The sequence below is a fragment of the Enterobacter cloacae complex sp. ECNIH7 genome (assembly GCF_002208095.1).
Taxonomy (GTDB): domain Bacteria; phylum Pseudomonadota; class Gammaproteobacteria; order Enterobacterales; family Enterobacteriaceae; genus Enterobacter; species Enterobacter cloacae_M.
Genome location: NZ_CP017990.1, coordinates 1,379,538 through 1,403,746 on the forward strand (window position 1 = coordinate 1,379,538; position 24,209 = coordinate 1,403,746).

Genomic DNA, 24,209 nt, shown 5'->3' on the forward strand with positions numbered 1-24,209 from the left:
CCTGTAAAAGCGGCCCGAAGGCCGCTATTTCATCAGCTACCAGCGCCAGTGCGGAATGCACCGTATACAAATGCCTCAGGGCGTTTGACGGCCAGCGCCAGACGTTCCTCGCAACGGATGGTGATCATGTTTTTCTCGAAGTCGTCGGCGTTCTCCGTGGAGATCACCACGTTCGCATCTTCGCGGTCGAAGATTTGCGCGCCAGCGTTGAATGCACCGGTCAGGAATTTACCCTGGAAGGCTGCCGCTTCCGTTGCAACAACCGGCAGACCCCACAGAGTCGGGCCAGTCAGTGCCGCCGGGTTAGCCAGGATGTAACGGCCCAGGCTGTCTTTTGTCAGCTCGATCCGCGCCCAGTCAATGAAGTGAAGAACATGACCGGATGCCGGGAAGCGCGCCAGCTGCGCCTGCAACATTGCCAGACGCAGATCATCAATCCCGCTCTGTTGTTCGACAGTGAACGCTGGATTAAACGCCGACGCCTGAGGAACGATGCCATGCAGATGAACGCCGGTACCATCACCAAAGAGAATTTCCTGCTCTTCTGCATACTTCAGCCCGTACCGCATTTCGGCATCAACGGTGGACTGCAACTGTGCGAAGTCATCCAGGATCTGCTTTGAGGCTTTGAACAGGTGGGCGATAGTACTGACGCCAGTGATTTTCGGCGTGAACTCAATTTCGCTGTATGGTTTCTGCGTGTTTTCAGGAACCACTTTCGCGTTATTGGTAAAGCCCGTCTGCTGCACCCAGAAGATAGCAGAGGAGGAAGTGCGACCAGGCGCAATCAGATCGCGGATAAACAGGCGCTGTTTCGGTGCCGTATCAATACCCGGCAGGCGTTGTGGCTCCACAACACCATCAGGCACATCCACCGAAGTCAGGGCAGCCTTCACCGGGATGCTGATACGTTTGCCACCTTCAACACTGGCAGCAAAGGTTTTCAGCGCCTCAGCAGAGATCACCTGCTGGCCGATTGACTCCACAACATGCTTCGCGTTTGCCAGCGGCATCTGGGCAACATGTTGCTCCAGTTCGCCCATTGCGGCCTTCAGGGTTTTTTCAGCTTCACGCAGCGCATTGAACTCAGAAGCCATTTTATCAACGGCAGCTTTTGTTTCTTCTGACAGCCTGCCTGACTTCTGCGCCTCTTTGAGTGCGTCTTCTGCTTTCGCGTTGAACTTGCCGGTTGCTTCTTCAATGCTGGCAGTGACTTTTTTCAGAATATCGTTTACTTCAGACATAAAGGGTCCTTATTTGACTAACGCCGCCAGGGCGCTTTCAAGTGAATTGATGGTTTCAGGTTTGATGTCTTCGGCAGCGCCCGGCGTACCGTCGTTGGTGGTGACAGCGCCAGGCATGCCACCGGATAAGGCTTTAATGAGTTTTCTGCGCTCAGAGCGCGGTGTGTTGGTCTTGGCCAGCAATGCATCTAGTTTGCGAAGCGCAGCAGCAGGCGATTCGTCGCCGTCGCTGACCGCATCAGCAGAAAGCAGGCTGTCTGCCAGTCCCTTCGCCACAGCATCACTGCCACCGATATAACTTTCGGCGTCCATCAGTTTCTGAACGGCGGCTATATCAAGGCCGGAGCGCGCCGCGTAGATATCAGCCATAGCGGTATCGAAGGGCTCCAGTGACTGTGCCAGTTCAGCAAAATCATGGCGGTTACCCATCGCGTAGACCCAGCAGTTGTGGATCATCAGGAAGGCACCACGACCGATCTGAATATCATCCCCGGCCATCGCAATGACCGAGGCGGCGCTGGCGGCAATACCGAGCACCTTCACCGTCACACGGCCTTCGTATTCACGCAGAAGGTTGTAGATTGCCAGGCCTTCGAACATGTCACCGCCAGGGGAGTTAATATTGACCGTGACGTCGGCGCCATTCATCGCCCGAAGCGCACCGGCAATACGTTTAGCTGTTACCCCTTCGCCCCAATAGTCCTGCCCGATAACATCGAAAACAGAAATGCTGTTATCGTCGGTGGACGCCGCTTTGATCCCGCCGTCCCAGCGGTCCAGTGCGGACGGTAATGTTTCACAGGTAACGCGCGCGCAGGGGCGACCCGCCGGTGCTACCGGAAGTTGTTTTTTGCTCATCAGGAAATTGCTCCTAAGCGGCCTGTTTCAGCGGAGATTGTTCAAAGGAAATATCGGGGAATACGTGGTTATGCAGCTCTCGCAGGGCAAGTGCCTGAACTGCAGGGTTACTGCTTTCGAGATTTTTAAGTTGCGTCAGGTTGAGCTGAACGGTGTAAATGTCGCCACCTTCAATCGGCGGCATGTTCTCAAGACGACGAACGTCATTACGGGACATCCAGCCGTTCTGAAGGGCGCTGGTATAGTATGCCGCGCGACCAGCACTATCGGCTCGCAGTAGACCTTCAACAGAGAATTCCGCGAACACGTCATCATTGCTGTCGAGTAAGCACCGGCCAATTTCCTGCTCAATATTCACCAGCAGCGGTCGAAGGGTATGAGTCAGAAACTGCAGGTTCATCCCTTCCAGGCTGGATGCCCAGCTGCTTTGTTTCGTGGTGTGGCCAACCATGAAAGGCGGCACGCGAAACCAGCGGCAGATCTCCTCAATGCTAAATGCGCGGCTTTCGAGCATCTGAGCATCTTCCGGGTTCATGGTCACGCCCTGATATTTAAGCCCTCCCTCCAGGACCATAATTTTTCCGGCGTTTTTGGAGCCGGTGAATGATGCCATATAGCCACGAAGTCTTTCACGTTGCTCGTCTGTCAGCGCGTTATCAGCGGAGAGAAAACCTGAGCTCTGCAGACCCTGCTCGAATATCTTCGCCGCGGACTCTTCAACGGCCATTGCTGAACCAATCACATCCCGGCCAGTCTTCATCGGCATCATGCCGCAAACACCGTCCAGACCGAACCCGCGAATGTGCATGATGTTTTTGACCGGAATGACGCGCTCGTTACCGTTTTCAGTGTATTTGTATTCCAGCGCCCCGGTCACGAGACGTTTAACCACCATGTTCTGCGGCAGTAAAGGCACCAGCGAAACCAGGCGGTTTGCGATGAATTTCTTCTCAATGAAGGCGTTCCCGCGCAGGCAAATACTGGCGACCACCATCAACATAAAGCGTGATGGTGTCATTTCTGAATTGGGGCGGCGGCACAGTATCGAATAGGCCGGATGATCGGTTGCCGCTTTGCGCGAACCGTCAGGCTGTCGAACGTATATTTTCAGCGGAAGGGTTGAAATAGACTCGCTTAACAGTCTTACGCATGCCCACACAGCCGATAGCTGGATGGCTTTATCGGCCGTGACCACCTTTCCGCTGCTGCTGGTGCCAAACCATTCCTCCCAGAACGTGCCGGTAGTCAGGCTGATAGGCACACCAAGCCAGTTAAGCAGAGCGCTTTTCACCCTGCCTGGCTGTTTGTTTTTTTTCATCAGAAACCTACCATGATGGGATTATTGAAGAATCCGGAGAGATCCTGCTGGTCGTTACCACCGTTAACCAGAACGCGGCTCATTGCTGTGAACAATGCCGCCGGGCCATCAATCTTGGCCTCTGGTGTGGACTTGTTCGGGAAAATGTTCTCGTTCCGGTCAGGTTTGACGGTTACGTTGGACATCATCCAGTTCATTACCGGGTGATCGCTGTGATGGAAGCGGCCACCGTATACCAGTGCTTCGACCTCTTTCATCGCCTCAGAGAAATTGCGAACCGTCTGCGGTACTTCCACCAGCGGCAGCCCTTCTTCTGCCAGCGCAAGGCTGAACTGCGTCGCACTCCACGGGTCGAAGCCAATTTCTTTCAGACTCTCGCCAGCAACCCACACCTGCAGCTCTTCTTTAATCTGAGCATGGTCGATTACATCCCCGTCGGTAAGGATCAGCTTGTCCATCTCGGCCCACTTACGATAGAGCTCTGCCATCTGGCGTGAACATTTCTCAAGGCGTCCTTCGGGCAGCCAGAATTTAAAATCCGCATGAACGTGGCCACCTGGCGCGCGCCAGACTTTAGCGGCTGCACAGATATCAATTTTGTTTGAAAGGTCAACGCCTACCCAGGAGGGATAGGTTTTAAGTTCGTGCTGCGGGGCGATAAACTCGCATTTTTCCCATTTCATCATGTCCATCCAGGCAGACTCAGCTGTTACCCAGATATTCATGTGTTTGGTGAAAAAGTTAATCCTGGCCGAAACCTGCTCTTTCGCCTTTTTAGCCAGGCGGCGCAGGTCATCCCAGCGCTTACAGATACCCAGCCCCGGATTCGCCTTCTGCCAGACTTTTTCATCAAAGGGATCGTCACCTTCATCTAAGGTGTAGATGATGGCAAAAAACGTATCGTCTTTTACCAGTCCACGCAGCACCTTGATGGCGTAATCACGCAGTTCGTAGCAGATACCCTCTTTGTTGAAGCCCGCTGTGGTAATGCCGAAAAGCAACGACTGCAGGCGCGCGCCGGTTGCCGTCTCCAGAACGTCCCATACATCACGGGTTTTATGTGCATGCAGCTCGTCGACGATGGCGCAGTGGATGTTCAGGCCGTCGAGGTTGTTCGCATCTGATGATAAAGGCTCGAATTTGGAGGCCGTTTGCTCCTGGTAGATAGCGAGCTTGTTGAATTCGAAGATCCGCCCAAGAGTGGCTTTCGCCTTCTTGACCATATTTTTCGCGTCTTCAAAAACAATTCGCGCCTGGTCACGGGTGGTTGCAGCGGAATAAACCTCCGCACCACCCTCGCCGTCAGCGCCAGCCATATAGAGCCCAACGCCGGAGCAAAGTGTTGATTTGGCATTTTTACGGGCCACCTCAACATCTGCTGTACGGAAACGCCGAACCATCACCGGCCGACCGCTGCCGTCGTTACGCAGAACGGTTTCCCCCGTCTCTTCGTTAACCAGCGGGATAACAAAACCAAAAATATTAATCAGGATGAAAACATGCCAGTCCATCAGCTCAATAGGCTGGCCTGCCAGCGCGCCCTTTACGTGAGGAACAAAATTATAGAAATTCAGAATGTGCTGCGCGCGTGGCTCACTGAAGAAAATACCGCGCTCTTCGCCGTGTGCCAGATCGTCAAGAAAACGCTGGCAGGCAAGGCGCACATACTCACAGGCAATTATTTCCCCCGCCACCACCCTCTCGGCGTAGCGGATGCCTTCTGCAACCTTAGCCATTAATCCCTCGCTTTCATAAACTCGGCCAGCGGGTCAACCGCATCAGGACCTTTTGCATTCACTTTCGAGCGGCTGGCTGGTGTCATCCCGAACTCTCCGAGCATGGCGCGAAGGCGTTTCCAGGCATCAGCTTTCATGATGGCTGCCGGGTGAGCTTTGATCATCACATCCCCGCTCTGTGTTTCGGTCCGGTAGGTGTACCCCTCAATTTCAAGCGTGTCGCAGTGGTGCCGGTATTCGGTATAAGCCTCAACCAGCAGCTCAAGGGCTCTGGCGTCCAGTTGAGACATCACACCGATAGCATCGAGCTCGTCGGCCATCCGTTTAAACCAGTACTTCCCCTGCTTGTCGAAATGCTTCGGCGTTGGGGGTACCCCTGCAGCTGGCTTAGGTTCGTTTTCATTAATCGGGCGTTTTGATGGGTTACCCCTCACCAAACGTAGATGGGTCGGGGTTTTCGGTGGTCCAGACATAATCGAAAACTCCTATTAATCATCGAATGGGGGGCCCCATAAAAAAGTTTTCTAACCTGCGGCGATGTGAAAAGAGGTTAGGCGGCGGTCCTTTGGCGCGTCGTTCCTGAACTTTCAACCCGCCCTCCCCCTCGGTTGATTCAAATGAGAATCGATGTCATTTGAGTCTTTCAACCGCTGTCTTCGCCCTGTGGCAAGGCTTGCAGAGGCTTTCAAGATTGGAAAGGTCATCGGTCCCCCCATTTGCTTTGGCGGTGATGTGGTCCACCGTCTCAGCGGGTGTATACCTTCCATTTCGCAGGCATTCCTGACAAAGATGTTTATCTCTGTCGAGAACGATTGGACGCAGCCTGTCCCACTTGCTGCCATAACCTCGCTGATGCCTGCTCTGTCCTCGCTGATGCTGCTGCCAGCCTTCGTTAAGGTGCTGGGGACAATAGCCTGAGCGGTCAGTGGTTGTGCCAGGGCAGCCACGCTTGCGGCATGCTCTCGGTATTAACGCAGGCATCAGGCTAACCTCCACGCCCTGCGGCGCTCTGTGCGTGGCGCCGCATCGGGGTGACGCTCAACAGGTTCACCATCTGCATGGTCCACCAGCGAGTAACACGGATAAACCACAGAGCCGCCATAGGCATCACCCACGGCATAATCAGCAGGCTTGCTGCTGTCCCACCGAGCCAGCACACGTTCAATGTGTTGCTGTGGGACGCTGTAGCAGACACCGTGTATCAGTCGCGACAGCGTGATATAGTCAGCCTGAGTCTTATCAGCAACAATCAGCCGTTCGGCTATCTGCATTTGATACTGAGGTGGGCGGCCGGTACCGAGATAAAAGCTCAGCATGTAGTCAGGGAAGCGGTTCAGCCAGTCGACCACCAGCCCAGCAAATCCAGGAACGGGCAACGCGTCATCTTCCAGTATAACTACCCGGCATGGTTGCTCAGCGGCCCACTCAATGGCACGCCGATGATTCCAGTTTGCGCCACGGCTACCGTCATCAATAAGCAGATGAGCATCCAGCAGCGCCGCAAGTCGTTGCGCATGACCTATGCGAGAGTGATGGCCAACAACGCAGAACTTAATATCTGTCAGCATCATTATGGGTAAACACCTTATTACGGGCTCGTCGTGCGGCTTCAGCAGCCTCCTCAAGATCATCGAAGAAGCCTACGCAGTGCGCCTTTCTGTTGTGGCTGTAGTACGCATGCCATTTGCCAACCTGAGGATTCCATCTTACCCCGCGCTTCCCAGATGAATTCCGTGTGATAGCGGGTCCCTCTCGGTTTTCGCTATTTTGCTTTGGAGTTACGAGTCTGAGGTGGGAAGGATTAACGCATAGAGTGTTATGACACTTATGGTCCACGAGCATTCCAGGCGGAATATCACCATGCTTCAGAAACCATGAAAGCCGATGAGAAGACCAAAAAACACGACCTGCTGGCGTTCTCGGCCCCGCTATTTTCCCGTATATCTGAGGTTTGATATGTCTTCCGCCACCAGGTTGAATGGTTGCGCCGAGCCAAATCCAGCACTCATCGTCACCACGCTTATCAACCTTTTCCCAGAATCTTTCCTCAATGGGTCTTTTTTTAGGCATAGAAAACCCTTCCACGAAAAGGAATAAAGAAATTCAATAGAGGTTACTTATGGCGCCAGAAAGCTACTTCTTTCCCTAGCCCATCAGTCTTAAACACTGTGTGGATGCGCGGGCCGGTGACAATACGGTCGCCAAACGATTTAGCAACAATGCCAAAAGCGATCATATCCCCCACCGCGGCGCCAGCCTGTTCTTTCTTCCAGAAACGATAACTCTCGATCCGGTAGTAAAGACGGATGATGCCGTGAGCGAACGCCATTACATCAGCGCGGCTGCCACCCAGCAGACCAGCGTTAAGCATCACATCGTTGCGGTGCGCTTCAATGAATTCCTGATAGATACGCTCAGGATGATTCTGTTTCGCCCAGGTGTCGGCGTAGGTCTTCGGTTCAGAACCGACGTAAACAGTCCCGGGCTGCATTTCTTCCCACGGCGCGCGAAGCATTTCGACGTCGGTACCATCGGTACACCAGACGAACCGATATTCAGGGTGATCGCGCAGGTGCTGCCAGATATGCAGCCAGCGCCGGAAGTAGACATTCATCTTCACGTCAGGAACGCGGTACAGCTCAACGTCTGCCGGTGCCGTCTGCAGTTCATCCACCAGCGCGATACGGCCACAATTCCGGAGCGATGAGGCCCATTTAGCCAGCATGTCAGGTGAGGCGGCCATTTTCGTACCGCGCTGCGGGTCTGGCTGGCTGGTTAGTAACGTAGTGATAACCACGTCGCGCTGCCGCCGATACTCCACATAACCGGTAAACCCGGCATCACGCCGTTCGTTGTGGATTTTAACGTTACGTTCCACCAGCGCTTGTCGGTCTGGTTTCGGTACCGAACGCTCTACGGCCTCATGCTCATCAAGAGAATGAATCAGCTTTTCTGAACCGACGACATCAGCGTAAGCCCACGTCGTGAGGCCAGCGTTATGAATCCGCAGGGCGAGGTCGCTGTGCTCGTACATGCCGCGCCCATAAACCGGATCGAATCCGCCCACCTTCTCGATGGCGCTGCGGTGGTAATAAAGCATCACGCCACGCTGCCCGGTGTAAGCAACATGCTTATCATCACGGTACAGCTCCGCCATGTCGTGCAGCTTATTGCGCCCGGCCAGATCCAGAAACTGGTAAGCCAGGTGCGGCTCAGGTGATTCAATGTAAGGGAGGTGCCAATTATCGGCTATGGGCCAGGCATCATCATCCCACAAAAAAAGATGCTCGCACCCCGCATCCATCAGGGCTGCTAGGCTGGCGTTCTTCGAAGCAACAATGCCGATTGATGTTTCATGTCGAAGCAACTGAACGCCGTCGGGCACTACCGCTGCAGGTTTTGAACCATCATCAATAACAACCACTAGCGCACCTGCTGGCAGATGCTTCATATGCTTTTCGAGTGCACGTTTGATAATGTCCGCGCGCTGGTGTGTGGAAATGGCAATTCCGATCCGAGATGAAACCGACCCGGCAGGAATATACTGGATGCCGTCTATAGTGACATTCATCTCAACTCCGTGAATTTAACAATATTGTAAAAACTCCGGAAAGGATCTCCAGGTGTGGATAGGGTAAAATTCAAATAGGTGAGAAAGATTTTTTCCTCACTTAGGCTTATGCACAGCTCAATCACAGAGGTTAATGCTTATGACGAAAGCAACATTTACAGGCTGTCAGTTCATCAATAATGGAATAGGTATTGTTGCTTCTGGTGATGTACAACTTGAGGCGCACGACACTTTGTTTCAGGGAAACGGTAAGGCAGTGCTAATCGACTCAGGTATACCAGAAGAATTAGCGCCCCTCTTTAAAGAAGGCGTAGATATCAATAAAGTTCGCCAACTAATAGAAGAGACTCGTCATACTCCAGAACCACAGCCAGAAAAGATTGCCCAAAAACTTTGGAAATCCGGCTTAAGTTCTTGGATAGCTAACGGCGCCAACACGGTAACAGTAGCCACCGCTATCATTGAGTTTGTTAAGTTTCTTGCACGATAATTAACGTTCCCCCTCGGTATGATCTGAACTTTATTATCTTTCCGAGGGGATGTTTTTAATGAATATTACAATTTTTCCGCCACGCTTTGTTATGCGCCAGGATGTCTTTCTTCGTCTGGCGGTCCATAACGTCGATGTCATGATCAGTCAGGTAGATTGGCTTTACCCAGTCACAGGCAGTATCAATCACCACCGGGACGCTTCCACGTGTCACGCAGCTCGCGATCAACATCGTCATCAGGCATATGGTTAACAGTCTGCTGTACATTGCTGGCCTCTTTCGTTGTCTCTAACCGGCGTTCTGATACTGCGACCGTTGCCGCGGCGTTATCTTCGGTGCGCTGCTGGTCTGCTTTCGCTTCCGCTTTGCTGGTTCCGCGTGAATGACCAATGCCAAAAGCACCAGCGATTGCCGCCATAATCAGCGCAGCAAGGCCAATTATTGTTTCTAATCCCATATCAACCTCACACCAGTACCGTTTTGGCCTGACCGAATCGAGTGCGACGGTCTTCCAATCCGTTCGTTCCACCGTTGATAATCTTCGTCACCTGCAGCAGGTTATCTGAATAGTTCAGACATCCCTTTGTAACGAAGAACCACGCCGCGCTTCTTGCTGCATAAACGTCCTCGGCCAATAGCTCAGGCTGCTTAACCAGATCAACCTTCAAGCCGTTCCCACAATCACGGTAGTTATTGAGGCCGGTAATCTGGATAAGGCCACGCCCACGGTATAACCACCCGTCACCCGGCGCATTGTTGCCGTTGCGTTTGCTGTAGACCAGATTGGCAATGGCGCGCTGGCGTTCGATAGGTAATGTCCGTTCTTCAGGACGGCGGCCAAGCGCATTTGCCTGTTCTGCTGTCAGGCGTCCGGCGCGAATGAAATTAACCAGGCCAGCAATCCGATAATTAAAGCTCTCTACCAGCAAAGTAAAACCAGCTGATTCATGCCCTGCCTGAGCAATGAACATCGCCTGGTCTACCGGCTTGGTTATGCCGAACTCTTTCATCGCGTCACTGACTGTCTGAAACCAGCGCGCAGCTAACTCGGCGCTTAACCCAGCCGCCTTTTGAAATTGTGATTGGTTCATTAGTGCCTCAGATGATCAACCAGGCGCGCCACGTTGCCTTTAACGGCCACCAGCACGGAAAGAAAGATGATATTGGCCCCGATGGAGGACCAGGAAGAATGAGGATAAATCCCGCACAGGTATGCAAGCGGTACCGCGCTGTAAGTGACGGTAATCAGCCATGCCAAGCGGGAAACCCACGGGCGATGGCGGGAGTCACCCCGGCGATAAAACATCAGAGTAACCACCACTCCGGCACAGATCAGAGCGTTTAATGTTGCAGTTGGATCATTTAGTACCACCTGAACCTCCCCGGCGCGTTATCAGCGCCACCAGCGAGCCGACATCCTGGTTATTCAGGAACGTCAGGATTTTGACGGCTAATGCAGAAATGATTACGGCACCGATGGCGTCCAGAGGTTTATCACTATATCCAGTCCAGGCAGAGAGCTTTGAGCCTACTAGCCCGGAGCATAAGATCCCGGCGATATACGACACTATGAAATATGCCAGTCGGCGGGTTGCACTCAGATCAGCTGCTGTGGCGATGTAGAATACGGCCCCTGCAAATGCGCCAAACACTACACCATAATCGGTACCTGTAAGCAGGCCATAGATACTGGCGCCAGTCAGAGCACCACCGGCTAAGCCAGTGCCGGAAATTGGATCGGACATCGGTCCCCCTCAATGCAGTGAATCCTCTCAATATGAGGGGAAGTAAGGCCGCCAAACCAATCAATTTCAAAAGTGAAACTAAGATATGGTGATCTCAATTGCATGGCGATAAAATAAACGGTCCACTATCGAATGGAGCGATTCATGATTTTTCTTCGAACAGAAAATGGCAGCGAAAAAGTTGACGACTGGGAGCTAATCACTTCAAGACCAAATTTTGTTGCCAAAATAGCAAAAGGCGATCATCAGTTTGAGGAGATTATTGGTTACTATAAGTTTAAGGAAGAAATCCATTGTGGTTTAACTGGATGCAACCAGCCACACCAAATGGGTTACATCGTCAAAACCTCAAGAGGTATAGAAACCAACATCGGCAACAAATGTGGAAAAAACGAATTTGGAGTTGAGTTTGGTGAAAACGTTCTCAGTTTCAATAAATTCATGGAGATCGAAACAAACCGAGAAATTATTAGCACCGCAAAAGATAAGTGTGATGCATGGAAAAAAAATATTGAAGCGCTACGAAGCGTCAAGCCCACTATCGATTATCTGTCGTTTGCTATTGAAAAAAGTAAAAACTCCAATTTTTCTGGCAGGCTTGGAGCTGCAGAAATCCGTCTATTAGAAAAAAATCAGAGTGGCTTTGTGACTCTTTCAGAAGTTGAAACTGATAAGAAGACAAGAACCATTCTTTTTGCAATGAATAAGCATATGCGGGATTCTGGGGAGGCAACAAGCGAGTACGACATGGGGAAAGTATCATTTACCCATGTGCTACTACCCGAAAATAACCTTCGAAATTTATTTTTATCTATAAGTGAAGACATCAAAAAAATTCGTACCATTGACCTATCGACAGCACCAAGCCCTGAGATTGCTGAAACTGCCAGAATCGCGGCCACAATCGAAGAACGAATCAAACAACTAAAAAATCTAAAACATCAAGCCGGTAAGTTCTTAACTAAAAAGAACCTATTACCTATAGCAAATAAAATAAAATACTCTTCGACAGCAGAAGAAATCGAGCTTAAAAACTTTATGGGCTTTTTAGGTTGGCTTAAGTAATGAAAAAGCCCCGAGAGGGGCTTCATGTTGAAATCTTTTAGGCGTTACTTCGCATGATTAGAAGCATACATGACAACTTCGGACAAAATCAAGCTTTATGTAGTGAAAAAACTAAACTTTGCTGCTTTCTTCACAGCTACTGGTTACAGCCTGAAATTCCCTTGCCGCCTTCCCCTCCTCTTGCTGGCAAATGCTTACCAGCGCCTCAAGAAACGGTTTCCAGTTGCGAGTCCATGTTCTGACGTGCAGATCCGGAACGCGCTTCAGTATCACTTTATAGGCTGCGGTAGAGGGCACCGCAGAAAATCCATTTCCGCTGCAGCGCTCGCAGGTTTTAAACACCGGAGCGCCGCGCTCGCTTGTGGCCTTGCGGTCTAGAACCTCGCCTTTACCGCCGCAACGACAACGGGCGCTGATCGTTCCCTTGCCATCGCAAGCATCACAGACCGCCGGTACAACCTCTTTTACCTCCGTCCACTGCTCCCAGTCAGACGGTCGAACAGCTCGAGAGCGGCAGGCCCAGTATGGAGCTTTACCCCATGGGTACGAAACCTTGCGGGTAATCTGCTCGCGGGTTGTTCGTCCGGTACCACTGCAGCTGTGACACGTCACGCTTGTAGCCGCCGAACGTGAATAATCAGCAAAGGCAAATTGCGCCAGCATCTGCATGCACCATCCGAACTGCCCACCAGCTGCTTTGCGAACATTCTTCGGTGCGGCATCCATCGCATATCGCGCCAGCGCCTGAACTGCGAGCTGTTCATCCGTTTTGCTGATTCCCGCTTTACCGAAGAACGCCGCCAGGCCGAAGCGCGCACGGCTGCTGGTGGTGCCAATCGCCGCCATTACATCTGTTCCTGTAAGGCGGTCCGGAGAAGTTCCCTTCACGTCATCGCTGATGTGCATTCCCTGAGGACTAAAATGTTTGAGTGACGCTTCCAGTTTCATGCGCTTGCCCCCGCTGTTTTAATGGTTTTAATAGTCTGCATTGCTGGATTGCCTATCTTTTGCGTATCGTCTGGTTTGAGTTTTCTGCTGTGGCGCCGAACGCTGCTTTGCTAACTCCTGGTCAATTGGCAGGAAGTGCCCGTTATAGAATCGACGGTAAATCGTGCCTAGTTCACCGTTTCGCTGTTTGGTCACGTTAATTTCCGCGATCCCTTTCGCTGGAGACTCAGGGTTATAAACTTCGTCGCGGTAAAGCATCATGATCAGATCAGCATCTGCCTCGATCTCACCCGAGTTTTTGAGGTCTGAGTTCATCGGTCGCTTATTGGGCCGCGACTCAACGCCACGAGAAAGCTGGCTCAGGGCAAGCACTGGCGTTTTATTAGATTTAGCCAGACGTTTTAGTCCTTTTGACACCTCGCCGACGGCAAGGTCATATCGTGCAGTGCTTTCGATTTTGATGAGTGCCAGATAATCCACCACCACCAGCGCTATTTCCGGATGCGCCAGTTGCAGGCGGGTAGCTATCTGTTGAATCTGATCTACTGTCAGATCGGTGGAATCAACCATCCAGATGCTACGACCAGTCAGCCGTTCTACACCGTTTGTCAGCCTGGCCCAGTCCTCATCCTCAAAATCAGCAGCCTTTTTCAGGCGTGAAACAGACATACCACCCGCAGCAGATACCATTCGCTCACCGATCTGGATATTTGGCATTTCCATGCTGAAGAACAGCACACCGCGGCCCTGCTCAGAAACTTTGTCGATGATATCCAGCGCCAATTCAGTTTTACCCATCGACGGCCGCGCAGCGATAAACACCAGGTCTGTTGGTTCAATGCCTCCAGTCTTTGCATCAAGCTCTTCAATGCCCGTCATGAGGCTTCTGGCTTCTTCGAGGCCGCGGTTGCGTGCATCTACCCGATCCACTACAGCAGGAAGAATGTCGTCGATATGAACTGGCTGAACGGTCTTTTCTTCGAGAGAAATTGCGGCAATGCTGTTCTGTGCAGCCCTGAATGCCGATAAAGCCGCATCACCATTGTGAGCACTCCGGAGATCAGCCAGCGCCCTTTCAATCACAGCTTCGGCATCACGAACAGCTGCATTACGCTCAAGCGTGGCAACGTATGACACAAGCGCCGACTTGGCCCATGCGATACGGCTCGAATCCATAATGATTGCGCTGTGCTTTGGCATGTTTTCGCAGAGCAGTACAGGGTCAATAACGCCAGCTCCACGCGCCTGACGGCAGATCCCAGTATATATTTCCCGATACTGCGGTACCGAGAAAGCGGTGGCCGGCACCCTGGAAAGAATATCCAGTACCTCAGGGTCGGCTCCACGCAGAAAAATTGCGCCGATCACCGCACCTTCCAGATCTTCATTTTTCCAGACAGGAGTCATGCTACAACTCCTGACGCGATGGCACGGAAACTTCCCCAGCCAAATGCCAGACGGTTGCGGCCACCATCTGTAACCCGGTCCACGATTCGCTCACCAATAGTCTCTTTCAGCTGGTCAAATGTGAGATTGCTGATCAGGATGGTTGGCAAAATGCTTTCGTACCGAGCATTGATAATTTCCTGCAGGATGGTCATTTCAGTCGGGCTGCCGAACTGAACACCAACTTCGTCGATAATCAGCAGATCCAGTGAAGCAAAGCGTTCAATGACGTCTTCCTCGGTCATTTCGGCATTGTGGCGCCATGTGCTTTTTACCGCTCGGGTGAGGCGCATGACATCGGTGATTTCCACATTCGCAAGGTGATCGCGGATGATGCTCTTTGCCATAGCCACTGCCAGGTGGTTTTTGCCGGTGCCGCAATTGCCGGTCATAACAAGCCCGGTACCGGCATTAAGTCGCTCAGGCCAGCTGCTGGCATAACGCTGACAAGCCGCGAGATTTTTGGCGGCATCCTGATTGATGGCCTGGTAGTTATCGAATTCACATGCTTCGAACCGTCGTGCAATCCCGGCATTGTCTATCAGGTCGGCTACTCGTAATGCGCGCAGACTGGCTTCAATGTCAGCAAGTTCCGCTTTCACACACTCCGGGCACTGGGAGTGCTTAACATTTTCAACGCCACGATACGCTTTTCCAATGAGGGTAATACGCTCAAAATCGCCATGCTTCTCGCAGGTGGAGGTGCTGACTTCGCCTGACTCCCAGCTTCCCCATTGCCACGGTTTTTTATGCTCTACAGCGAAAGCCAGTTCTTCACTAAGCCCTTCACGTTTCGCCACCAGAGCTTCCCTTTCTTCACGTTGTTTGATACTCAGCATTGTGATTTCTCCTGCTTACCAGTTGCAGTCTGACTGGCCATAATCTTGCTCACTGAACCCGGACACCGGCAAACCTCCAGACCTTCCGTTTGTTGGGCCAGACGGTGCCTGCCATGCCTCTTCGAAATGCCGATCGGGACCAAAGAAAGTCGCCGCCTGTTTCACGTACTGTGTTCCAGCACTACCTGTAGCACGGACATAACCGGCATAACGGTTTACGCCAGCCAGCATTGCCTCAGTGGTAACACCGTCTTTAATTCGAGCTTTCCAGGCTTTCCAGGCAGCGGCCTTGGAATTACCACCAGCACGTTTTGGGTATGCCTGCCATGCCTGCTCGAACTCGTTGGAATAGTTTCCTTTGGAAGAGCGATTTTCAGAATCGTTGTCAGATGAACCGTTATATTTAGGTTCTATGACTGATTCATTGACTGGTTCAAAAGAGTGACTGATTCTGGGTGCAGCTCCTGCACTACCCCCTAGTGAATCTCCTGCACTATGGGGTGAATCTCCTGCACCAGGTAGTGAACTATTTGCACTACCCCCTAGTGAATCTCCTGCACTATGGGGTGAATCTCCTGCACCAGGTAGTGAACTATTTGCACTACCCCCTAGTGAATCTCCTGCACTATGGGGTGAATCTCCTGCACCAGGTAGTGAACTATTTGCACTACCCCCTAGTGAATCTCCTGCACTACTAAAATCAAGGCGATAAACATTACTTGAGTTACCTTTTGGCCCCGGGCGAAGTTCTTTTTTTACCAAGCCGCATTCACACAAAGCATCAATGTGATTCATCACAGATCGCTTACTGATTTCACACTGATCCGCTATGTGTTGATAGCTCGGCCAGCACTCACCGCGATCACTTGCGTTATCGGCCAACTTCAGGAGGACGAGCTTACGAAGTGGATTACCTACCCTTACCTTCATTGCCTTAACCATCAATTCCATGCTCATGCGACACCCGCCAACACATTTTCGTTACTGAATTCAGCAAACAGCAAAGGCTCGCTGACGCAATAATGCCGTGACATGTCACACTCCTGAGGATGGGGGGAAAATATCCTCGATAGATAAGTTCTTACCGTTTTTTCTCAATACTTCTACCAACTGATGGCATGTTTTAATATCAGGAGTTCGCCTTCCTGATTCGTAATGGCCAATAGAACTAATAGTCTGACCAATTTCCTCAGCCAGACCACGCTGGGTAAGGTGAAGCGATAGTCTTAATTTTCTAAGATTGTTCATGGGTCCTCCTCATAGGAGAATCAAATGTACATTATGTAGTTTACATAATCAAACAAATTGTACATATTGTGCATTGAGGAAAACTACACAAGGTGTATCATTTAGACCATGAAAAAACACTGGAACGAACTGGCTAAAACCAGACTGGCTGCGCTTGGAATGACCCAAGCAGAACTCTCTGAGAAGATGGGTGTAACTCAGGGTGCAATGGGCCATTGGCTTAACGGGCGAAGAAGTCCATCGCTAGCAGACGTTGGCTCTATATTCCAGATCCTTGGAATATCTGGGGCTTCCATAAATCCAGACGGGACTTTCACTGTCTCGGAGGATCTAACCCTACCCCCTGTTAAACAGCAGTATGAGTACCCCCTATTTACAACAGTGCAAGCTGGTCAGTTTGCTGATGTTGGAACGTTTACTGAGCGTGATGCTCTCCAGTGGATTCCTACAACCAGAAAAGCTGGGCCGGACTCGTTTTGGCTTGAGGTAAGCGGGCATTCAATGACAGCCCCGCCAGGAACAAGACCAAGCTTCCCAGAAGGTATGTTGATTTTAGTTGATCCATCTGAGGATGTTGAACCAGGGGATTTTTGTGTTGCCGGCATACACAACGATTCAGAGGTTACTTTTAAGCGTTTCGTTCGAGAAGATGGTCAACCATGGCTGGAACCGCTAAACCCAAACCCTCGCTACCAAAGCATACCCTGTAATGAAAACTGCAGGATCATAGGCAAAGTAGTAAAAGCCCAATGGCCAGAAGATACTTTTGATTAACCCTACCCACCCTTGAAGGCCGCAAATTATGCGGCCTTTTTTTTATCTAGTGGTTACTAAAATTACATGATGTAATTTATTTCCTCTTAATATTCATACACTTTGTACAAAAAGATGAAAATAATGTACGTTGCGTATAGACACAGGCATGTACGTTTTGTAGTATTCATTCATCGGCAAATAACGGAGCCTAAAATGAATACTGAAACACTTAAATCAGAAAACGGTACGATTCATCAATTAGCTATGGATATTGATCGCGTCATTAACGCGCTTGAATATGCTGAGTCAGATCCTGAGGTAGCATACAAACCCGCAGCACTCATTAAAATCTGTATCAATCAGCTCAAAAAAAATCTATCAGTTTTAAATAACGATCTTGGGCACGATTGGCCGGAGAATAAGTCATGAATAATGAAATGGTTACTTTGAATAAAGAAGAAACTAGCAGAACAATTCTCGACTGGTCACATGATTTGCGTTGCTGCTCATGTTCATTATGGCTTCTTCTTGAGAATATGACGAGTATTGAAGAAGAACGAGAGCACGCACTTATTACTCTAGTAGTTCAAACACTAGATAAATTGAATAAAAGTGTCTCTGACTTCGACACATATAAACTTTAAACACTTAAGAATTTAATTAACGCCTTCACTTGTGTGGCTTCCTGCAACCTGAAAACAGGGTTAGGTTAAAAATGACTTTCATCAAAGATAAAGCGGCATACAAAACAGCATGTCTTTTCTTTATGGTCTATGGCGACGAGTACCGCCATATATCTGACCTTTTCATGCGTAAAGCTTACGGAGTCTGAATATGCTCAGTAGAGACAGTTCTCTAGAAACCGCAAAAAATACAGCAGATAACCTTTATCAATTAATGGAGTTAATCAACTCCAATATTATTGATATGGATATCGAGCAAATAATTTCCCTGTCTGGCCTCTGCCTTGATTTATCGGCTCAGGTTTCAATGTGGATGGATTCGGAGTTTGAACGCCGTGAAAAACAACGTAATTGAAACTTACCGACGCAGAATTTTAAAGGCAGCGTTATTACGCCACCAGCGTAAAACAGGCACAACCTGCATTGTTATTACTCTTCCGAAAGGCGGAATAACGACCATGGAGCTGACCGAGATTTTATTCGACGGGCTTCTGTGCCGGTTTGAAAAAATGGCGCGAAGTGAGCATGGCCCGGTGGCAGGCGATAAAGCTATCCGCGATTTGTACCGGAATGCAGTTGATGTGAATGGTCATGGCGAATACCTGACTGAAAGCGGAAAGCTGCTGGTTGATGAGCTTGTGGCAGAGCTGGTCGAACATGCTAAGAAAACAGCGGCCATCACGCAGGAGCATTCATGACACTTACTGCGATCCGAATCCCTGAATGGGTTCACGAAAGGGCTGTGCGTGTGCTGCGCCAGCACCGCGCCGGGCGGATCCACCCCCGCCGCATGCACAAGACTGGCTATCTGAGCCTGAGTGTGAATCTCCGCTGGCGCCTGCTTTCCCGCGACGGCGGCCAGAGCTGGGAAGTAATGAGCCACGAACGCTATTCAAAATTGAAGGACAGAAAATGACTGATAAACGCATCGCCAGCGCAATCGACCTGGCATTACAGCAACACGATACGCCTGTTGGCCCACTGTTCGTAGCAGTACGCCACGGACGTATAAAAAAATGCTTCACGCGAGATACGGCGATCCGCTATCTGGCGTTCTTTATGACTTCAGAAGCATTTTATCGCTCCGGCTTCGAGCAGCGGCACCCGGATGTGCAGGCAGTCCACCCACTCAATCCAGAGCTGAATTGTTGGCAGCGTGGCGGCGTAACCACCGGGTATTTCATGGCACACCAGCGTTGTGTTCGCCGTCTGCGTCGCATCTTGGCGCGCAAGCGAGAAATGGAGAAATGGTGTGAGAAATGGGACGCGATGCATGACCGATTCGTTAAAGAGGTTGATGCACTGCAGGCCATCAAGCCGAAAGGAGTTCAGTGATGGTTAATTCAGCCTTTACTCCGGAGCCGACATCAACAGGCATCCGTTTTGGTAACCGCGTCATTGGTTATTCCGTCGCGGTTCGCCAGCTCGACAATGGCAACTATGACAAACGAATTCCGGATGGATTAGATCTGCTGGCTTGCATCATGGAAGCGATTGAAAGCGGCTGGTTTACCCCGGGCATCGAGAGCGAAATCATCATTTGGCGCTGGATGCTTGTTGCCGTCTTCATTACCGAGGAGCAGGCAAAGAACGGCACAGTTGAGGTTGCCAACGATTCTGGAGGGTTTGACACCGCAGTTATCTACTCCGGACAGCACGGTTCAATCAGTGTTTATCCTGCGCCAGAGCGGTTCGCACTCGCAAGCCATGTGGAAGGGTTAGCTATTGAGAAATACGGTCAGGAACTCGGCCAGCAGATGGCGCTGCGCATGTACCGGGACATGTTAGATACGGACGCTGAGAACGGGCTTCGACTCTCAAAAATGGGGCGGGAGGGTTTTAATCTCCTGCATGACAGCTTCATTGAACAGATTCAGAAAGAAGGTATGCCTGACATGCCGGTTATGCACTGAGGAGGACGAAAATGAACACTGTAACGATCAACAACAAACAGCTGCCGGCAGTCGAGTATCGCGGTCAGCGCGTTGTGACGCTAGCGATGATTGATGAAGTCCACCAGCGACCTGAAGGAACCGCTCGTGCTGCGTTTAACCGCAACCGTTCTCACTTTATCGAAGGGGTGGATTTTCTTGAAATGACTGCGGACGTAATACGTACGGAGTCACTTTCTGATGCCTTTGCCGCGCGCACTGCCAAAGGAATCATTCTTTTCGAGTCTGGTTACCTGATGCTGACGAAGCCGTTTAACGATGATCTTGCCTGGCAGGTTCAGCGCGAACTGGTTAACAGCTATTTCCGCACTCGCGCGTCGCTGACGGAAATTGAGATGATCGCAGCGATGGCCGCAGACGCCGTTCGCCAGCAGAAACGCCTGAATCATGTTGAAGAGCAGATCGAAACGGTCACCGAAGCTGTGGAGAACATCAAACGTGGGACCATGCGCGCAGGATATGTCGGTTACCGTCAGGTGGCAGCCAAAAGCGGTATGAGTGATGCCAAGTGCCGGAATCTGGTCAATGCCTACCGCATCCCGACAGACACGCACGAATTTATGACTCCAGAAGGGTTGTTGTCACGTAGGGCAATCGTCGAACTGGAGCCGTTTATGGCCGCGTTTCGCCAGATGATGTCAGAAGCTGAACCGCGCGGCACCCGCTGGTATCACCCTAAAATGGGCCTGTTCCAGGCGATTGGGTGGGAGGGTTAAGAATGCACAAATTCTTCGTGGAGACAAACAACCTGAACACTATCAGCGATTGCCTGCAGCAGCTTGTTAACGCAGAAGAAGCGCAGCTCAGTATTGAAGAGCAACTGGCGAGATCGAACAGCAGTAGTGACTGGAGCACATGGCGCAAAAAGGCAGAGAACGCGCTGCGGCTGATCAAAGGGAAGCGTCGAATCATCACAGCTCGTTTGGCAGTTCTGCGTCATGAGGAAAAAGAGCGCAACCTGGAGCTGCACCAGCAGCACAACGACTTCCTGGTTCAGGCTCTGCGCGAAATCGTAACGCCCTCCTCTTTTGCGCGTTGCGTGCGTCTGGCTAAAGAGAAAATGGAGGAGATCCATGCAAACCAGTGCTGAAATCGTTCTTCTGGTGCCGAATGACTGGGTTAGCGAAAAGGTTCTGATTGCGGTTACCGGGCTCAAGCCCGGAACCATCACCCGCGCCAGAAAAGAATCCTGGATGCTGGGCCGCGAGTACCTGCACATTTCACCAGATGGTAATCCCAAGCCTTCGAGCGAATGCATGTATAACAGGAAAGCCGTTGATCAGTGGATCGAGGCGCAGAAAAAAAATCAACCAGGTGCGAAGACAGCATGAAAAGCAGTACACTCGTCAACGCTCCTGGACGTCAGGAGGGATCAATGGCTAATGCATCATACCCGACAGGCGTCGAAAACCACGGCGGTTCGCTCCGCATCTGGTTTCTTTATAAAGGTAAACGTGTCAGGGAAAACCTCGGTGTCCCTGACACTGCAAAAAATCGCAAGATAGCTGGTGAGCTGCGTTCTTCGGTTTGTTTTGCGATAAGGATGGGGAATTTTAACTATGCAGAAAAATTCCCAAACTCACCGAACCTTGCCCGGTTCGGTCAGGATAGAAAGGAAATTACTGTGCTGGAGCTTACCGAAAGATGGTCAGAGCTGAAGAGAATGGAGATCAGCTCTAATACCATGAGTAGGTACGAATCCATCATAAAAAACATGCTTCCGCGCATCGGCGAAAATAAAATGGTTTCTGCGGTTACCACTGAAGATTTGCTGTATGTCAGGAAGGAGTTGCTGACGGGCTTCCATGTAATGAAGAAGGATCACCGGACACAGGTAAAAGGCCGGAAGTCTTCCACGGTGAATAATTACATGATGCTGATGGCCGAGATCTTCCAGTTTGGAGCTGATAACGGCTACGCAAAGGAAAACCCGTTTAGCGGAATTAACCGGCTCAGGAAGGCAAAAGACGAACCAGATCCACTCACGACCGACGAGTTCATCAGGTTCATTCAGGCGTGCGGCCACCAGCAGATGCGAAATCTCTGGACCGTCGCCGTTTATACCGGAATGAGGCATGGGGAATTATGTGGTCTTGCATGGGAAGACATCGATCTCACCGCGGGAACCATTACGGTTAAGCGCAACCTTACCCAAACGTATGAGTTCACCCTGCCAAAAACCGAGGCAGGCACTGACAGGGTGATTTATCTCATACAACCAGCTATTGATGCCCTTAGGGATCAGGCCCAACTGACGCGCCTTGGCCGGCAGCATGAGGTTGAAGTGAATTTGCGTGAATATGGCCAGTCAGTCATACATCCATGCACTTTCGTTTTCAGCCCTCAATGCGTCAAGCGTGGGTCCCGAAGAGGATATCATTACGCGGTTAATTCGATTAATAAAATTTGGGCCCCGATAATCAAGCGCGCCGGCATTCGTTACCGCAACGCTTACCAGTCACGGCATACCTATGCGTGCTGGTCATTATCAGCAGGTGCGAACCCAAACTTTATAGCAACTCAAATGGGGCATACTGATGCACAGATGGTTTACAAGGTGTATGGAAAGTGGATGTCAGAGAAGAGCGGCGAACAGGTTACTCTGCTCAACAAGGCGCTTTCACACATTGCCCCATCACTGCCCCAAAGCATGGTAGTAGCGCAGTAGAAAACCTTAAATTCAAGTGGTTAGCAGCCATGTTGCTACATTTGTATAAAATGCGGGCAATAAATGACAAAGTTCTTCTTCAACCCGCTGCTGTGCATGATATTGATAGTCTGCTCCAGCTGGTTCAGGTTCTGTTCCAGATGATGATGCAGATTGACGCCGACGGTCGTGGGCGTGATCCCTTTACCGGAACGGATGAACAGAGGATCGTTGAGTTGCCCTCTCAGACGCTGCAGTGACTGGCTCACGGCAGAGGGTGTGATATAAAGCGTCTCGGCGGCTTTACTGATACTAAGGTGCTGGTAAATGCACTCGAAAATGACTAACAGATTAAGATCGAATTTTTTAAGGTCATAGAGGTTTGCCATGTTTCGTCCTGAGGGTGCTACGTTTGCTGTGGTTATCATATAACTGGTAACAATAGTTTGAGGCTAACCATTTATAATTCTTTCGGTTAATTCTCTTAGTTTTAAATTTAAAACATCTTAATATATCACGGTGGCAGATTATTGAAATAGCGCTTCGAAAGCGATTGAGATAACTTTATTGTAGAAAAGGGAGTGACATTTTAAATGACAATTGCCATTTATATATCACGATAGTTTTATAATAAAAATAAATCTATAACGCTCCGGAATGATGTTCGACGCAACCTATCACAGCCATAGGCAGGAATGCCTCTCTTATGGATTGCTCAATCCCTGCGCGGGTGGTGTAATCAAAAGGCTGTTACCGCCTTGATATAAAGGGTTGTAGAGCGCAACGCAACGCCAGTTTCGGCTGGCACTGAATGTACCTGCGGGGAATTCAGGTATCAGGGCCGCCCGTTGAGGCGGCCTTTTTACTTTTAGGCTTTCCTGTAAAAGGTTCACCTTGTTGTCTTGCCGACGTTGTAAGGTTTGGCTGATTGATTTGATAAAGCATACGCATTAGCCCCGATGAATAAAGTTGGTTACCTTACATCTCAACGAAAACACGGAGGAAGTACAGATGTCTTTGATTAACACCAAAATTAAACCTTTCAAAAACCAGGCGTTCAAAAACGGTGAGTTCATCGAAGTTACCGAGAAAGATACCGAAGGCCGCTGGAGCGTCTTCTTCTTCTATCCGGCTGACTTTACCTTCGTTTGCCCGACTGAACTGGGTGACGTGGCAGACCATTACGACGAACTGCAGAAGCTGGGCGTAGACGTTTACTCTGTCTCTACCGATACCCACTTCACCCACAAAGCATGGCACAGCAGCTCTGAAACCATCGCGAAAATCAAATACGCGATGATCGGCGACCCGACTGGCGCCCTGACCCGTAACTTCGACAACATGCGTGAAGATGAAGGCCTGGCTGACCGCGCCACCTTCGTTGTTGACCCGCAGGGCATTATCCAGGCTATCGAAGTTACCGCTGAAGGTATCGGCCGTGATGCTTCTGACCTGCTGCGTAAAGTTAAAGCCGCTCAGTACGTGGCTTCTCACCCAGGCGAAGTATGCCCGGCGAAATGGAAAGAAGGCGAAGCGACGCTGGCTCCATCCCTGGACCTGGTTGGCAAGATCTAAGTCTGTAAAGCCTGGCGGCGCTGCGCTTGCACAGGCCTACAGTATCGTAGGCCGGGTAAACGAAGTGCCACCCGGCAATCAATGGGC

The 24,209-nt window shown here is 50.7% G+C and carries 32 protein-coding genes and 1 pseudogene; 14 read left to right on the forward strand and 19 right to left on the reverse strand.

Features of this window, described 5'->3' with window-relative positions; genetic code table 11:
- Window positions 1-32: 32 nt before the first annotated feature.
- The 9 genes from WM95_RS06720 to WM95_RS06760 all read right to left on the reverse strand — a co-directional run bounded on the left by WM95_RS06720 (window position 33) and on the right by WM95_RS06760 (window position 8,727).
- Complete coding sequence (locus WM95_RS06720; RefSeq protein WP_048703110.1) at window positions 33-1,244, reverse strand: phage major capsid protein; 1,212 nt, start codon at window positions 1,242-1,244, stop codon at window positions 33-35.
- A gap of 9 nt (window positions 1,245-1,253) precedes the next feature.
- Window positions 1,254-2,102 carry a head maturation protease, ClpP-related gene (locus WM95_RS06725; protein ID WP_063408025.1) on the reverse strand — a complete coding sequence of 283 codons (849 nt, stop codon included), beginning with the start codon at window positions 2,100-2,102 and terminating at the stop codon, window positions 1,254-1,256.
- A gap of 13 nt (window positions 2,103-2,115) precedes the next feature.
- Window positions 2,116-3,420 (reverse strand): phage portal protein, encoded by a 1,305-nt coding sequence (locus WM95_RS06730; protein ID WP_063408026.1) that lies wholly within the window; start codon window positions 3,418-3,420, stop codon window positions 2,116-2,118.
- Complete coding sequence (locus WM95_RS06735) at window positions 3,420-5,156, reverse strand: terminase large subunit (protein WP_042889604.1); 1,737 nt, start codon at window positions 5,154-5,156, stop codon at window positions 3,420-3,422. Before WM95_RS06735 ends, WM95_RS06730 begins: the two co-directional genes overlap by 1 nt.
- Window positions 5,156-5,629, reverse strand: coding sequence for a phage terminase small subunit P27 family (locus tag WM95_RS06740; RefSeq protein WP_032636952.1), 474 nt, complete (start codon window positions 5,627-5,629; stop codon window positions 5,156-5,158). The genes WM95_RS06735 and WM95_RS06740 overlap by 1 nt, the downstream gene beginning before the upstream one ends.
- A 157-nt stretch (window positions 5,630-5,786) precedes the next feature.
- Entirely contained in the window at window positions 5,787-6,137 is a 351-nt protein-coding gene (locus tag WM95_RS06745; protein WP_044703918.1) for an HNH endonuclease, read from the reverse strand.
- Window positions 6,137-6,727, reverse strand: coding sequence for a hypothetical protein (locus WM95_RS06750; RefSeq protein WP_074166044.1), 591 nt, complete (start codon window positions 6,725-6,727; stop codon window positions 6,137-6,139). Before WM95_RS06750 ends, WM95_RS06745 begins: the two co-directional genes overlap by 1 nt.
- Window positions 6,708-7,226: an HNH endonuclease gene (locus WM95_RS27825; RefSeq protein WP_072205167.1), complete on the reverse strand. Its 519-nt coding sequence runs from the start codon at window positions 7,224-7,226 to the stop codon at window positions 6,708-6,710. Before WM95_RS27825 ends, WM95_RS06750 begins: the two co-directional genes overlap by 20 nt.
- Before the next feature lie 43 nt (window positions 7,227-7,269).
- Window positions 7,270-8,727, reverse strand: a complete 1,458-nt coding sequence (locus WM95_RS06760; RefSeq protein ID WP_063408028.1) for a glycosyltransferase family 2 protein — start codon at window positions 8,725-8,727, stop codon at window positions 7,270-7,272.
- A 139-nt stretch (window positions 8,728-8,866) separates the two neighbouring features.
- On the opposite strand from WM95_RS06760, the gene WM95_RS06765 reads away from it, so the two are divergent.
- Window positions 8,867-9,217: a hypothetical protein gene (locus WM95_RS06765; protein ID WP_045349455.1), complete on the forward strand. Its 351-nt coding sequence runs from the start codon at window positions 8,867-8,869 to the stop codon at window positions 9,215-9,217.
- 182 nt (window positions 9,218-9,399) lie between these two features.
- On the opposite strand, the gene WM95_RS06775 is transcribed toward WM95_RS06765, so the two are convergent.
- Genes WM95_RS06775 through WM95_RS06790 form a run of 4 tightly spaced genes read right to left on the reverse strand, consistent with a single transcriptional unit; the run spans window position 9,400 to window position 10,963 of the window.
- Window positions 9,400-9,675 carry a hypothetical protein gene (locus WM95_RS06775; RefSeq protein WP_063408029.1) on the reverse strand — a complete coding sequence of 92 codons (276 nt, stop codon included), beginning with the start codon at window positions 9,673-9,675 and terminating at the stop codon, window positions 9,400-9,402.
- 7 nt (window positions 9,676-9,682) lie between these two features.
- Window positions 9,683-10,309 (reverse strand): glycoside hydrolase family 19 protein, encoded by a 627-nt coding sequence (locus WM95_RS06780; RefSeq protein WP_063408030.1) that lies wholly within the window; start codon window positions 10,307-10,309, stop codon window positions 9,683-9,685.
- Window positions 10,309-10,590 (reverse strand): phage holin family protein, encoded by a 282-nt coding sequence (locus WM95_RS06785; protein WP_000243812.1) that lies wholly within the window; start codon window positions 10,588-10,590, stop codon window positions 10,309-10,311. Before WM95_RS06785 ends, WM95_RS06780 begins: the two co-directional genes overlap by 1 nt.
- A complete protein-coding gene (locus tag WM95_RS06790) occupies window positions 10,577-10,963 on the reverse strand; it encodes a phage holin family protein (protein WP_001283165.1) in 387 nt (128 codons plus the stop codon). The genes WM95_RS06785 and WM95_RS06790 overlap by 14 nt, the downstream gene beginning before the upstream one ends.
- Window positions 10,964-11,107: 144 nt before the next feature.
- On the opposite strand from WM95_RS06790, the gene WM95_RS06795 reads away from it, so the two are divergent.
- Window positions 11,108-12,028 (forward strand): hypothetical protein, encoded by a 921-nt coding sequence (locus tag WM95_RS06795; RefSeq protein ID WP_058683968.1) that lies wholly within the window; start codon window positions 11,108-11,110, stop codon window positions 12,026-12,028.
- 111 nt (window positions 12,029-12,139) lie between these two features.
- Here the strand turns inward: WM95_RS06795 and WM95_RS06800 are convergent, their stop codons facing one another.
- The 5 genes from WM95_RS06800 to WM95_RS06820 form a co-directional block, all read right to left on the reverse strand.
- Entirely contained in the window at window positions 12,140-12,976 is an 837-nt protein-coding gene (locus WM95_RS06800) for an antitermination protein (protein WP_063153630.1), read from the reverse strand.
- Window positions 12,977-13,003: 27 nt separating this feature from the next.
- On the reverse strand, window positions 13,004-14,383 hold the full coding sequence (locus WM95_RS06805) for a replicative DNA helicase (RefSeq protein ID WP_050861630.1): 1,380 nt from the start codon (window positions 14,381-14,383) through the stop codon (window positions 13,004-13,006).
- Complete coding sequence (locus tag WM95_RS06810; protein ID WP_060578651.1) at window positions 14,380-15,261, reverse strand: ATP-binding protein; 882 nt, start codon at window positions 15,259-15,261, stop codon at window positions 14,380-14,382. Before WM95_RS06810 ends, WM95_RS06805 begins: the two co-directional genes overlap by 4 nt.
- Before the next feature lie 15 nt (window positions 15,262-15,276).
- Window positions 15,277-16,218, reverse strand: coding sequence for a helix-turn-helix domain-containing protein (locus WM95_RS06815; RefSeq protein ID WP_088544704.1), 942 nt, complete (start codon window positions 16,216-16,218; stop codon window positions 15,277-15,279).
- Between the two features lie 78 nt (window positions 16,219-16,296).
- Window positions 16,297-16,509: a helix-turn-helix transcriptional regulator gene (locus WM95_RS06820; RefSeq protein ID WP_072258339.1), complete on the reverse strand. Its 213-nt coding sequence runs from the start codon at window positions 16,507-16,509 to the stop codon at window positions 16,297-16,299.
- 108 nt (window positions 16,510-16,617) lie between these two features.
- Between WM95_RS06820 and WM95_RS06825 the strand changes: the two genes are divergently transcribed.
- The 11 genes from WM95_RS06825 to WM95_RS06875 all read left to right on the forward strand — a co-directional run bounded on the left by WM95_RS06825 (window position 16,618) and on the right by WM95_RS06875 (window position 22,568).
- Window positions 16,618-17,283 (forward strand): LexA family protein, encoded by a 666-nt coding sequence (locus WM95_RS06825; RefSeq protein WP_059585446.1) that lies wholly within the window; start codon window positions 16,618-16,620, stop codon window positions 17,281-17,283.
- A gap of 195 nt (window positions 17,284-17,478) precedes the next feature.
- Window positions 17,479-17,694, forward strand: a complete 216-nt coding sequence (locus WM95_RS06830; protein WP_059585447.1) for a hypothetical protein — start codon at window positions 17,479-17,481, stop codon at window positions 17,692-17,694.
- A gap of 405 nt (window positions 17,695-18,099) precedes the next feature.
- Complete coding sequence (locus WM95_RS06835) at window positions 18,100-18,303, forward strand: hypothetical protein (RefSeq protein ID WP_000952328.1); 204 nt, start codon at window positions 18,100-18,102, stop codon at window positions 18,301-18,303.
- Complete coding sequence (locus WM95_RS06840) at window positions 18,284-18,646, forward strand: hypothetical protein (RefSeq protein WP_000795057.1); 363 nt, start codon at window positions 18,284-18,286, stop codon at window positions 18,644-18,646. The genes WM95_RS06835 and WM95_RS06840 overlap by 20 nt, the downstream gene beginning before the upstream one ends.
- Window positions 18,643-18,864 (forward strand): ParE family toxin-like protein, encoded by a 222-nt coding sequence (locus tag WM95_RS06845; protein WP_000176247.1) that lies wholly within the window; start codon window positions 18,643-18,645, stop codon window positions 18,862-18,864. Before WM95_RS06840 ends, WM95_RS06845 begins: the two co-directional genes overlap by 4 nt.
- Window positions 18,861-19,283, forward strand: a complete 423-nt coding sequence (locus WM95_RS06850; protein WP_063408031.1) for a hypothetical protein — start codon at window positions 18,861-18,863, stop codon at window positions 19,281-19,283. Before WM95_RS06845 ends, WM95_RS06850 begins: the two co-directional genes overlap by 4 nt.
- Window positions 19,283-19,861 carry a hypothetical protein gene (locus WM95_RS06855; protein ID WP_045285664.1) on the forward strand — a complete coding sequence of 193 codons (579 nt, stop codon included), beginning with the start codon at window positions 19,283-19,285 and terminating at the stop codon, window positions 19,859-19,861. Before WM95_RS06850 ends, WM95_RS06855 begins: the two co-directional genes overlap by 1 nt.
- A gap of 11 nt (window positions 19,862-19,872) precedes the next feature.
- Window positions 19,873-20,616 (forward strand): ORF6N domain-containing protein, encoded by a 744-nt coding sequence (locus WM95_RS06860; RefSeq protein ID WP_063408032.1) that lies wholly within the window; start codon window positions 19,873-19,875, stop codon window positions 20,614-20,616.
- A gap of 2 nt (window positions 20,617-20,618) precedes the next feature.
- A complete protein-coding gene (locus WM95_RS06865) occupies window positions 20,619-20,990 on the forward strand; it encodes a hypothetical protein (protein WP_044158718.1) in 372 nt (123 codons plus the stop codon).
- Window positions 20,974-21,231, forward strand: coding sequence for an excisionase family protein (locus tag WM95_RS06870; RefSeq protein ID WP_013097283.1), 258 nt, complete (start codon window positions 20,974-20,976; stop codon window positions 21,229-21,231). Before WM95_RS06865 ends, WM95_RS06870 begins: the two co-directional genes overlap by 17 nt.
- A gap of 44 nt (window positions 21,232-21,275) precedes the next feature.
- On the forward strand, window positions 21,276-22,568 hold the full coding sequence (locus WM95_RS06875) for a tyrosine-type recombinase/integrase (RefSeq protein WP_063408033.1): 1,293 nt from the start codon (window positions 21,276-21,278) through the stop codon (window positions 22,566-22,568).
- A 44-nt stretch (window positions 22,569-22,612) separates the two neighbouring features.
- On the opposite strand, the pseudogene WM95_RS06880 reads toward WM95_RS06875, so the two are convergent.
- Window positions 22,613-22,936 (reverse strand): annotated as a pseudogene (locus WM95_RS06880) (LysR family transcriptional regulator); the annotation flags it as partial.
- Between the two features lie 622 nt (window positions 22,937-23,558).
- On the opposite strand from WM95_RS06880, the gene ahpC reads away from it, so the two are divergent.
- Window positions 23,559-24,122 carry an alkyl hydroperoxide reductase subunit C gene (gene ahpC, locus WM95_RS06885; protein WP_008501015.1) on the forward strand — a complete coding sequence of 188 codons (564 nt, stop codon included), beginning with the start codon at window positions 23,559-23,561 and terminating at the stop codon, window positions 24,120-24,122.
- Window positions 24,123-24,209 lie beyond the last annotated feature (87 nt).

Coding starts and splice junctions, on each gene's coding strand:
- WM95_RS06760 (WP_063408028.1), bottom strand. CDS start 8,727: ATGAATGTCACTATAGACGGCATCCAGTATATTCCTGCCGGGTCGGTT.
- WM95_RS06780 (WP_063408030.1), bottom strand. CDS start 10,309: ATGAACCAATCACAATTTCAAAAGGCGGCTGGGTTAAGCGCCGAGTTA.
- WM95_RS06800 (WP_063153630.1), bottom strand. CDS start 12,976: ATGAAACTGGAAGCGTCACTCAAACATTTTAGTCCTCAGGGAATGCAC.
- WM95_RS06855 (WP_045285664.1), top strand. CDS start 19,283: ATGGTTAATTCAGCCTTTACTCCGGAGCCGACATCAACAGGCATCCGT.
- WM95_RS06725 (WP_063408025.1), bottom strand. CDS start 2,102: ATGAGCAAAAAACAACTTCCGGTAGCACCGGCGGGTCGCCCCTGCGCG.
- WM95_RS06750 (WP_074166044.1), bottom strand. CDS start 6,727: ATGATGCTGACAGATATTAAGTTCTGCGTTGTTGGCCATCACTCTCGC.
- WM95_RS06765 (WP_045349455.1), top strand. CDS start 8,867: ATGACGAAAGCAACATTTACAGGCTGTCAGTTCATCAATAATGGAATA.
- WM95_RS06740 (WP_032636952.1), bottom strand. CDS start 5,629: ATGTCTGGACCACCGAAAACCCCGACCCATCTACGTTTGGTGAGGGGT.
- WM95_RS06735 (WP_042889604.1), bottom strand. CDS start 5,156: ATGGCTAAGGTTGCAGAAGGCATCCGCTACGCCGAGAGGGTGGTGGCG.
- WM95_RS06870 (WP_013097283.1), top strand. CDS start 20,974: ATGCAAACCAGTGCTGAAATCGTTCTTCTGGTGCCGAATGACTGGGTT.
- WM95_RS06745 (WP_044703918.1), bottom strand. CDS start 6,137: ATGCCTGCGTTAATACCGAGAGCATGCCGCAAGCGTGGCTGCCCTGGC.
- WM95_RS06865 (WP_044158718.1), top strand. CDS start 20,619: ATGCACAAATTCTTCGTGGAGACAAACAACCTGAACACTATCAGCGAT.
- WM95_RS06810 (WP_060578651.1), bottom strand. CDS start 15,261: ATGCTGAGTATCAAACAACGTGAAGAAAGGGAAGCTCTGGTGGCGAAA.
- WM95_RS06775 (WP_063408029.1), bottom strand. CDS start 9,675: ATGGGATTAGAAACAATAATTGGCCTTGCTGCGCTGATTATGGCGGCA.
- WM95_RS06805 (WP_050861630.1), bottom strand. CDS start 14,383: ATGACTCCTGTCTGGAAAAATGAAGATCTGGAAGGTGCGGTGATCGGC.
- WM95_RS06860 (WP_063408032.1), top strand. CDS start 19,873: ATGAACACTGTAACGATCAACAACAAACAGCTGCCGGCAGTCGAGTAT.
- WM95_RS06795 (WP_058683968.1), top strand. CDS start 11,108: ATGATTTTTCTTCGAACAGAAAATGGCAGCGAAAAAGTTGACGACTGG.
- WM95_RS06875 (WP_063408033.1), top strand. CDS start 21,276: ATGGCTAATGCATCATACCCGACAGGCGTCGAAAACCACGGCGGTTCG.
- WM95_RS06835 (WP_000952328.1), top strand. CDS start 18,100: ATGCTCAGTAGAGACAGTTCTCTAGAAACCGCAAAAAATACAGCAGAT.
- WM95_RS06730 (WP_063408026.1), bottom strand. CDS start 3,420: ATGAAAAAAAACAAACAGCCAGGCAGGGTGAAAAGCGCTCTGCTTAAC.
- WM95_RS06845 (WP_000176247.1), top strand. CDS start 18,643: ATGACACTTACTGCGATCCGAATCCCTGAATGGGTTCACGAAAGGGCT.
- WM95_RS06790 (WP_001283165.1), bottom strand. CDS start 10,963: ATGTCCGATCCAATTTCCGGCACTGGCTTAGCCGGTGGTGCTCTGACT.
- WM95_RS06720 (WP_048703110.1), bottom strand. CDS start 1,244: ATGTCTGAAGTAAACGATATTCTGAAAAAAGTCACTGCCAGCATTGAA.
- WM95_RS27825 (WP_072205167.1), bottom strand. CDS start 7,226: ATGCCTAAAAAAAGACCCATTGAGGAAAGATTCTGGGAAAAGGTTGAT.
- WM95_RS06830 (WP_059585447.1), top strand. CDS start 17,479: ATGAATACTGAAACACTTAAATCAGAAAACGGTACGATTCATCAATTA.
- WM95_RS06815 (WP_088544704.1), bottom strand. CDS start 16,218: ATGAGCATGGAATTGATGGTTAAGGCAATGAAGGTAAGGGTAGGTAAT.
- WM95_RS06825 (WP_059585446.1), top strand. CDS start 16,618: ATGAAAAAACACTGGAACGAACTGGCTAAAACCAGACTGGCTGCGCTT.
- ahpC (WP_008501015.1), top strand. CDS start 23,559: ATGTCTTTGATTAACACCAAAATTAAACCTTTCAAAAACCAGGCGTTC.
- WM95_RS06850 (WP_063408031.1), top strand. CDS start 18,861: ATGACTGATAAACGCATCGCCAGCGCAATCGACCTGGCATTACAGCAA.
- WM95_RS06820 (WP_072258339.1), bottom strand. CDS start 16,509: ATGAACAATCTTAGAAAATTAAGACTATCGCTTCACCTTACCCAGCGT.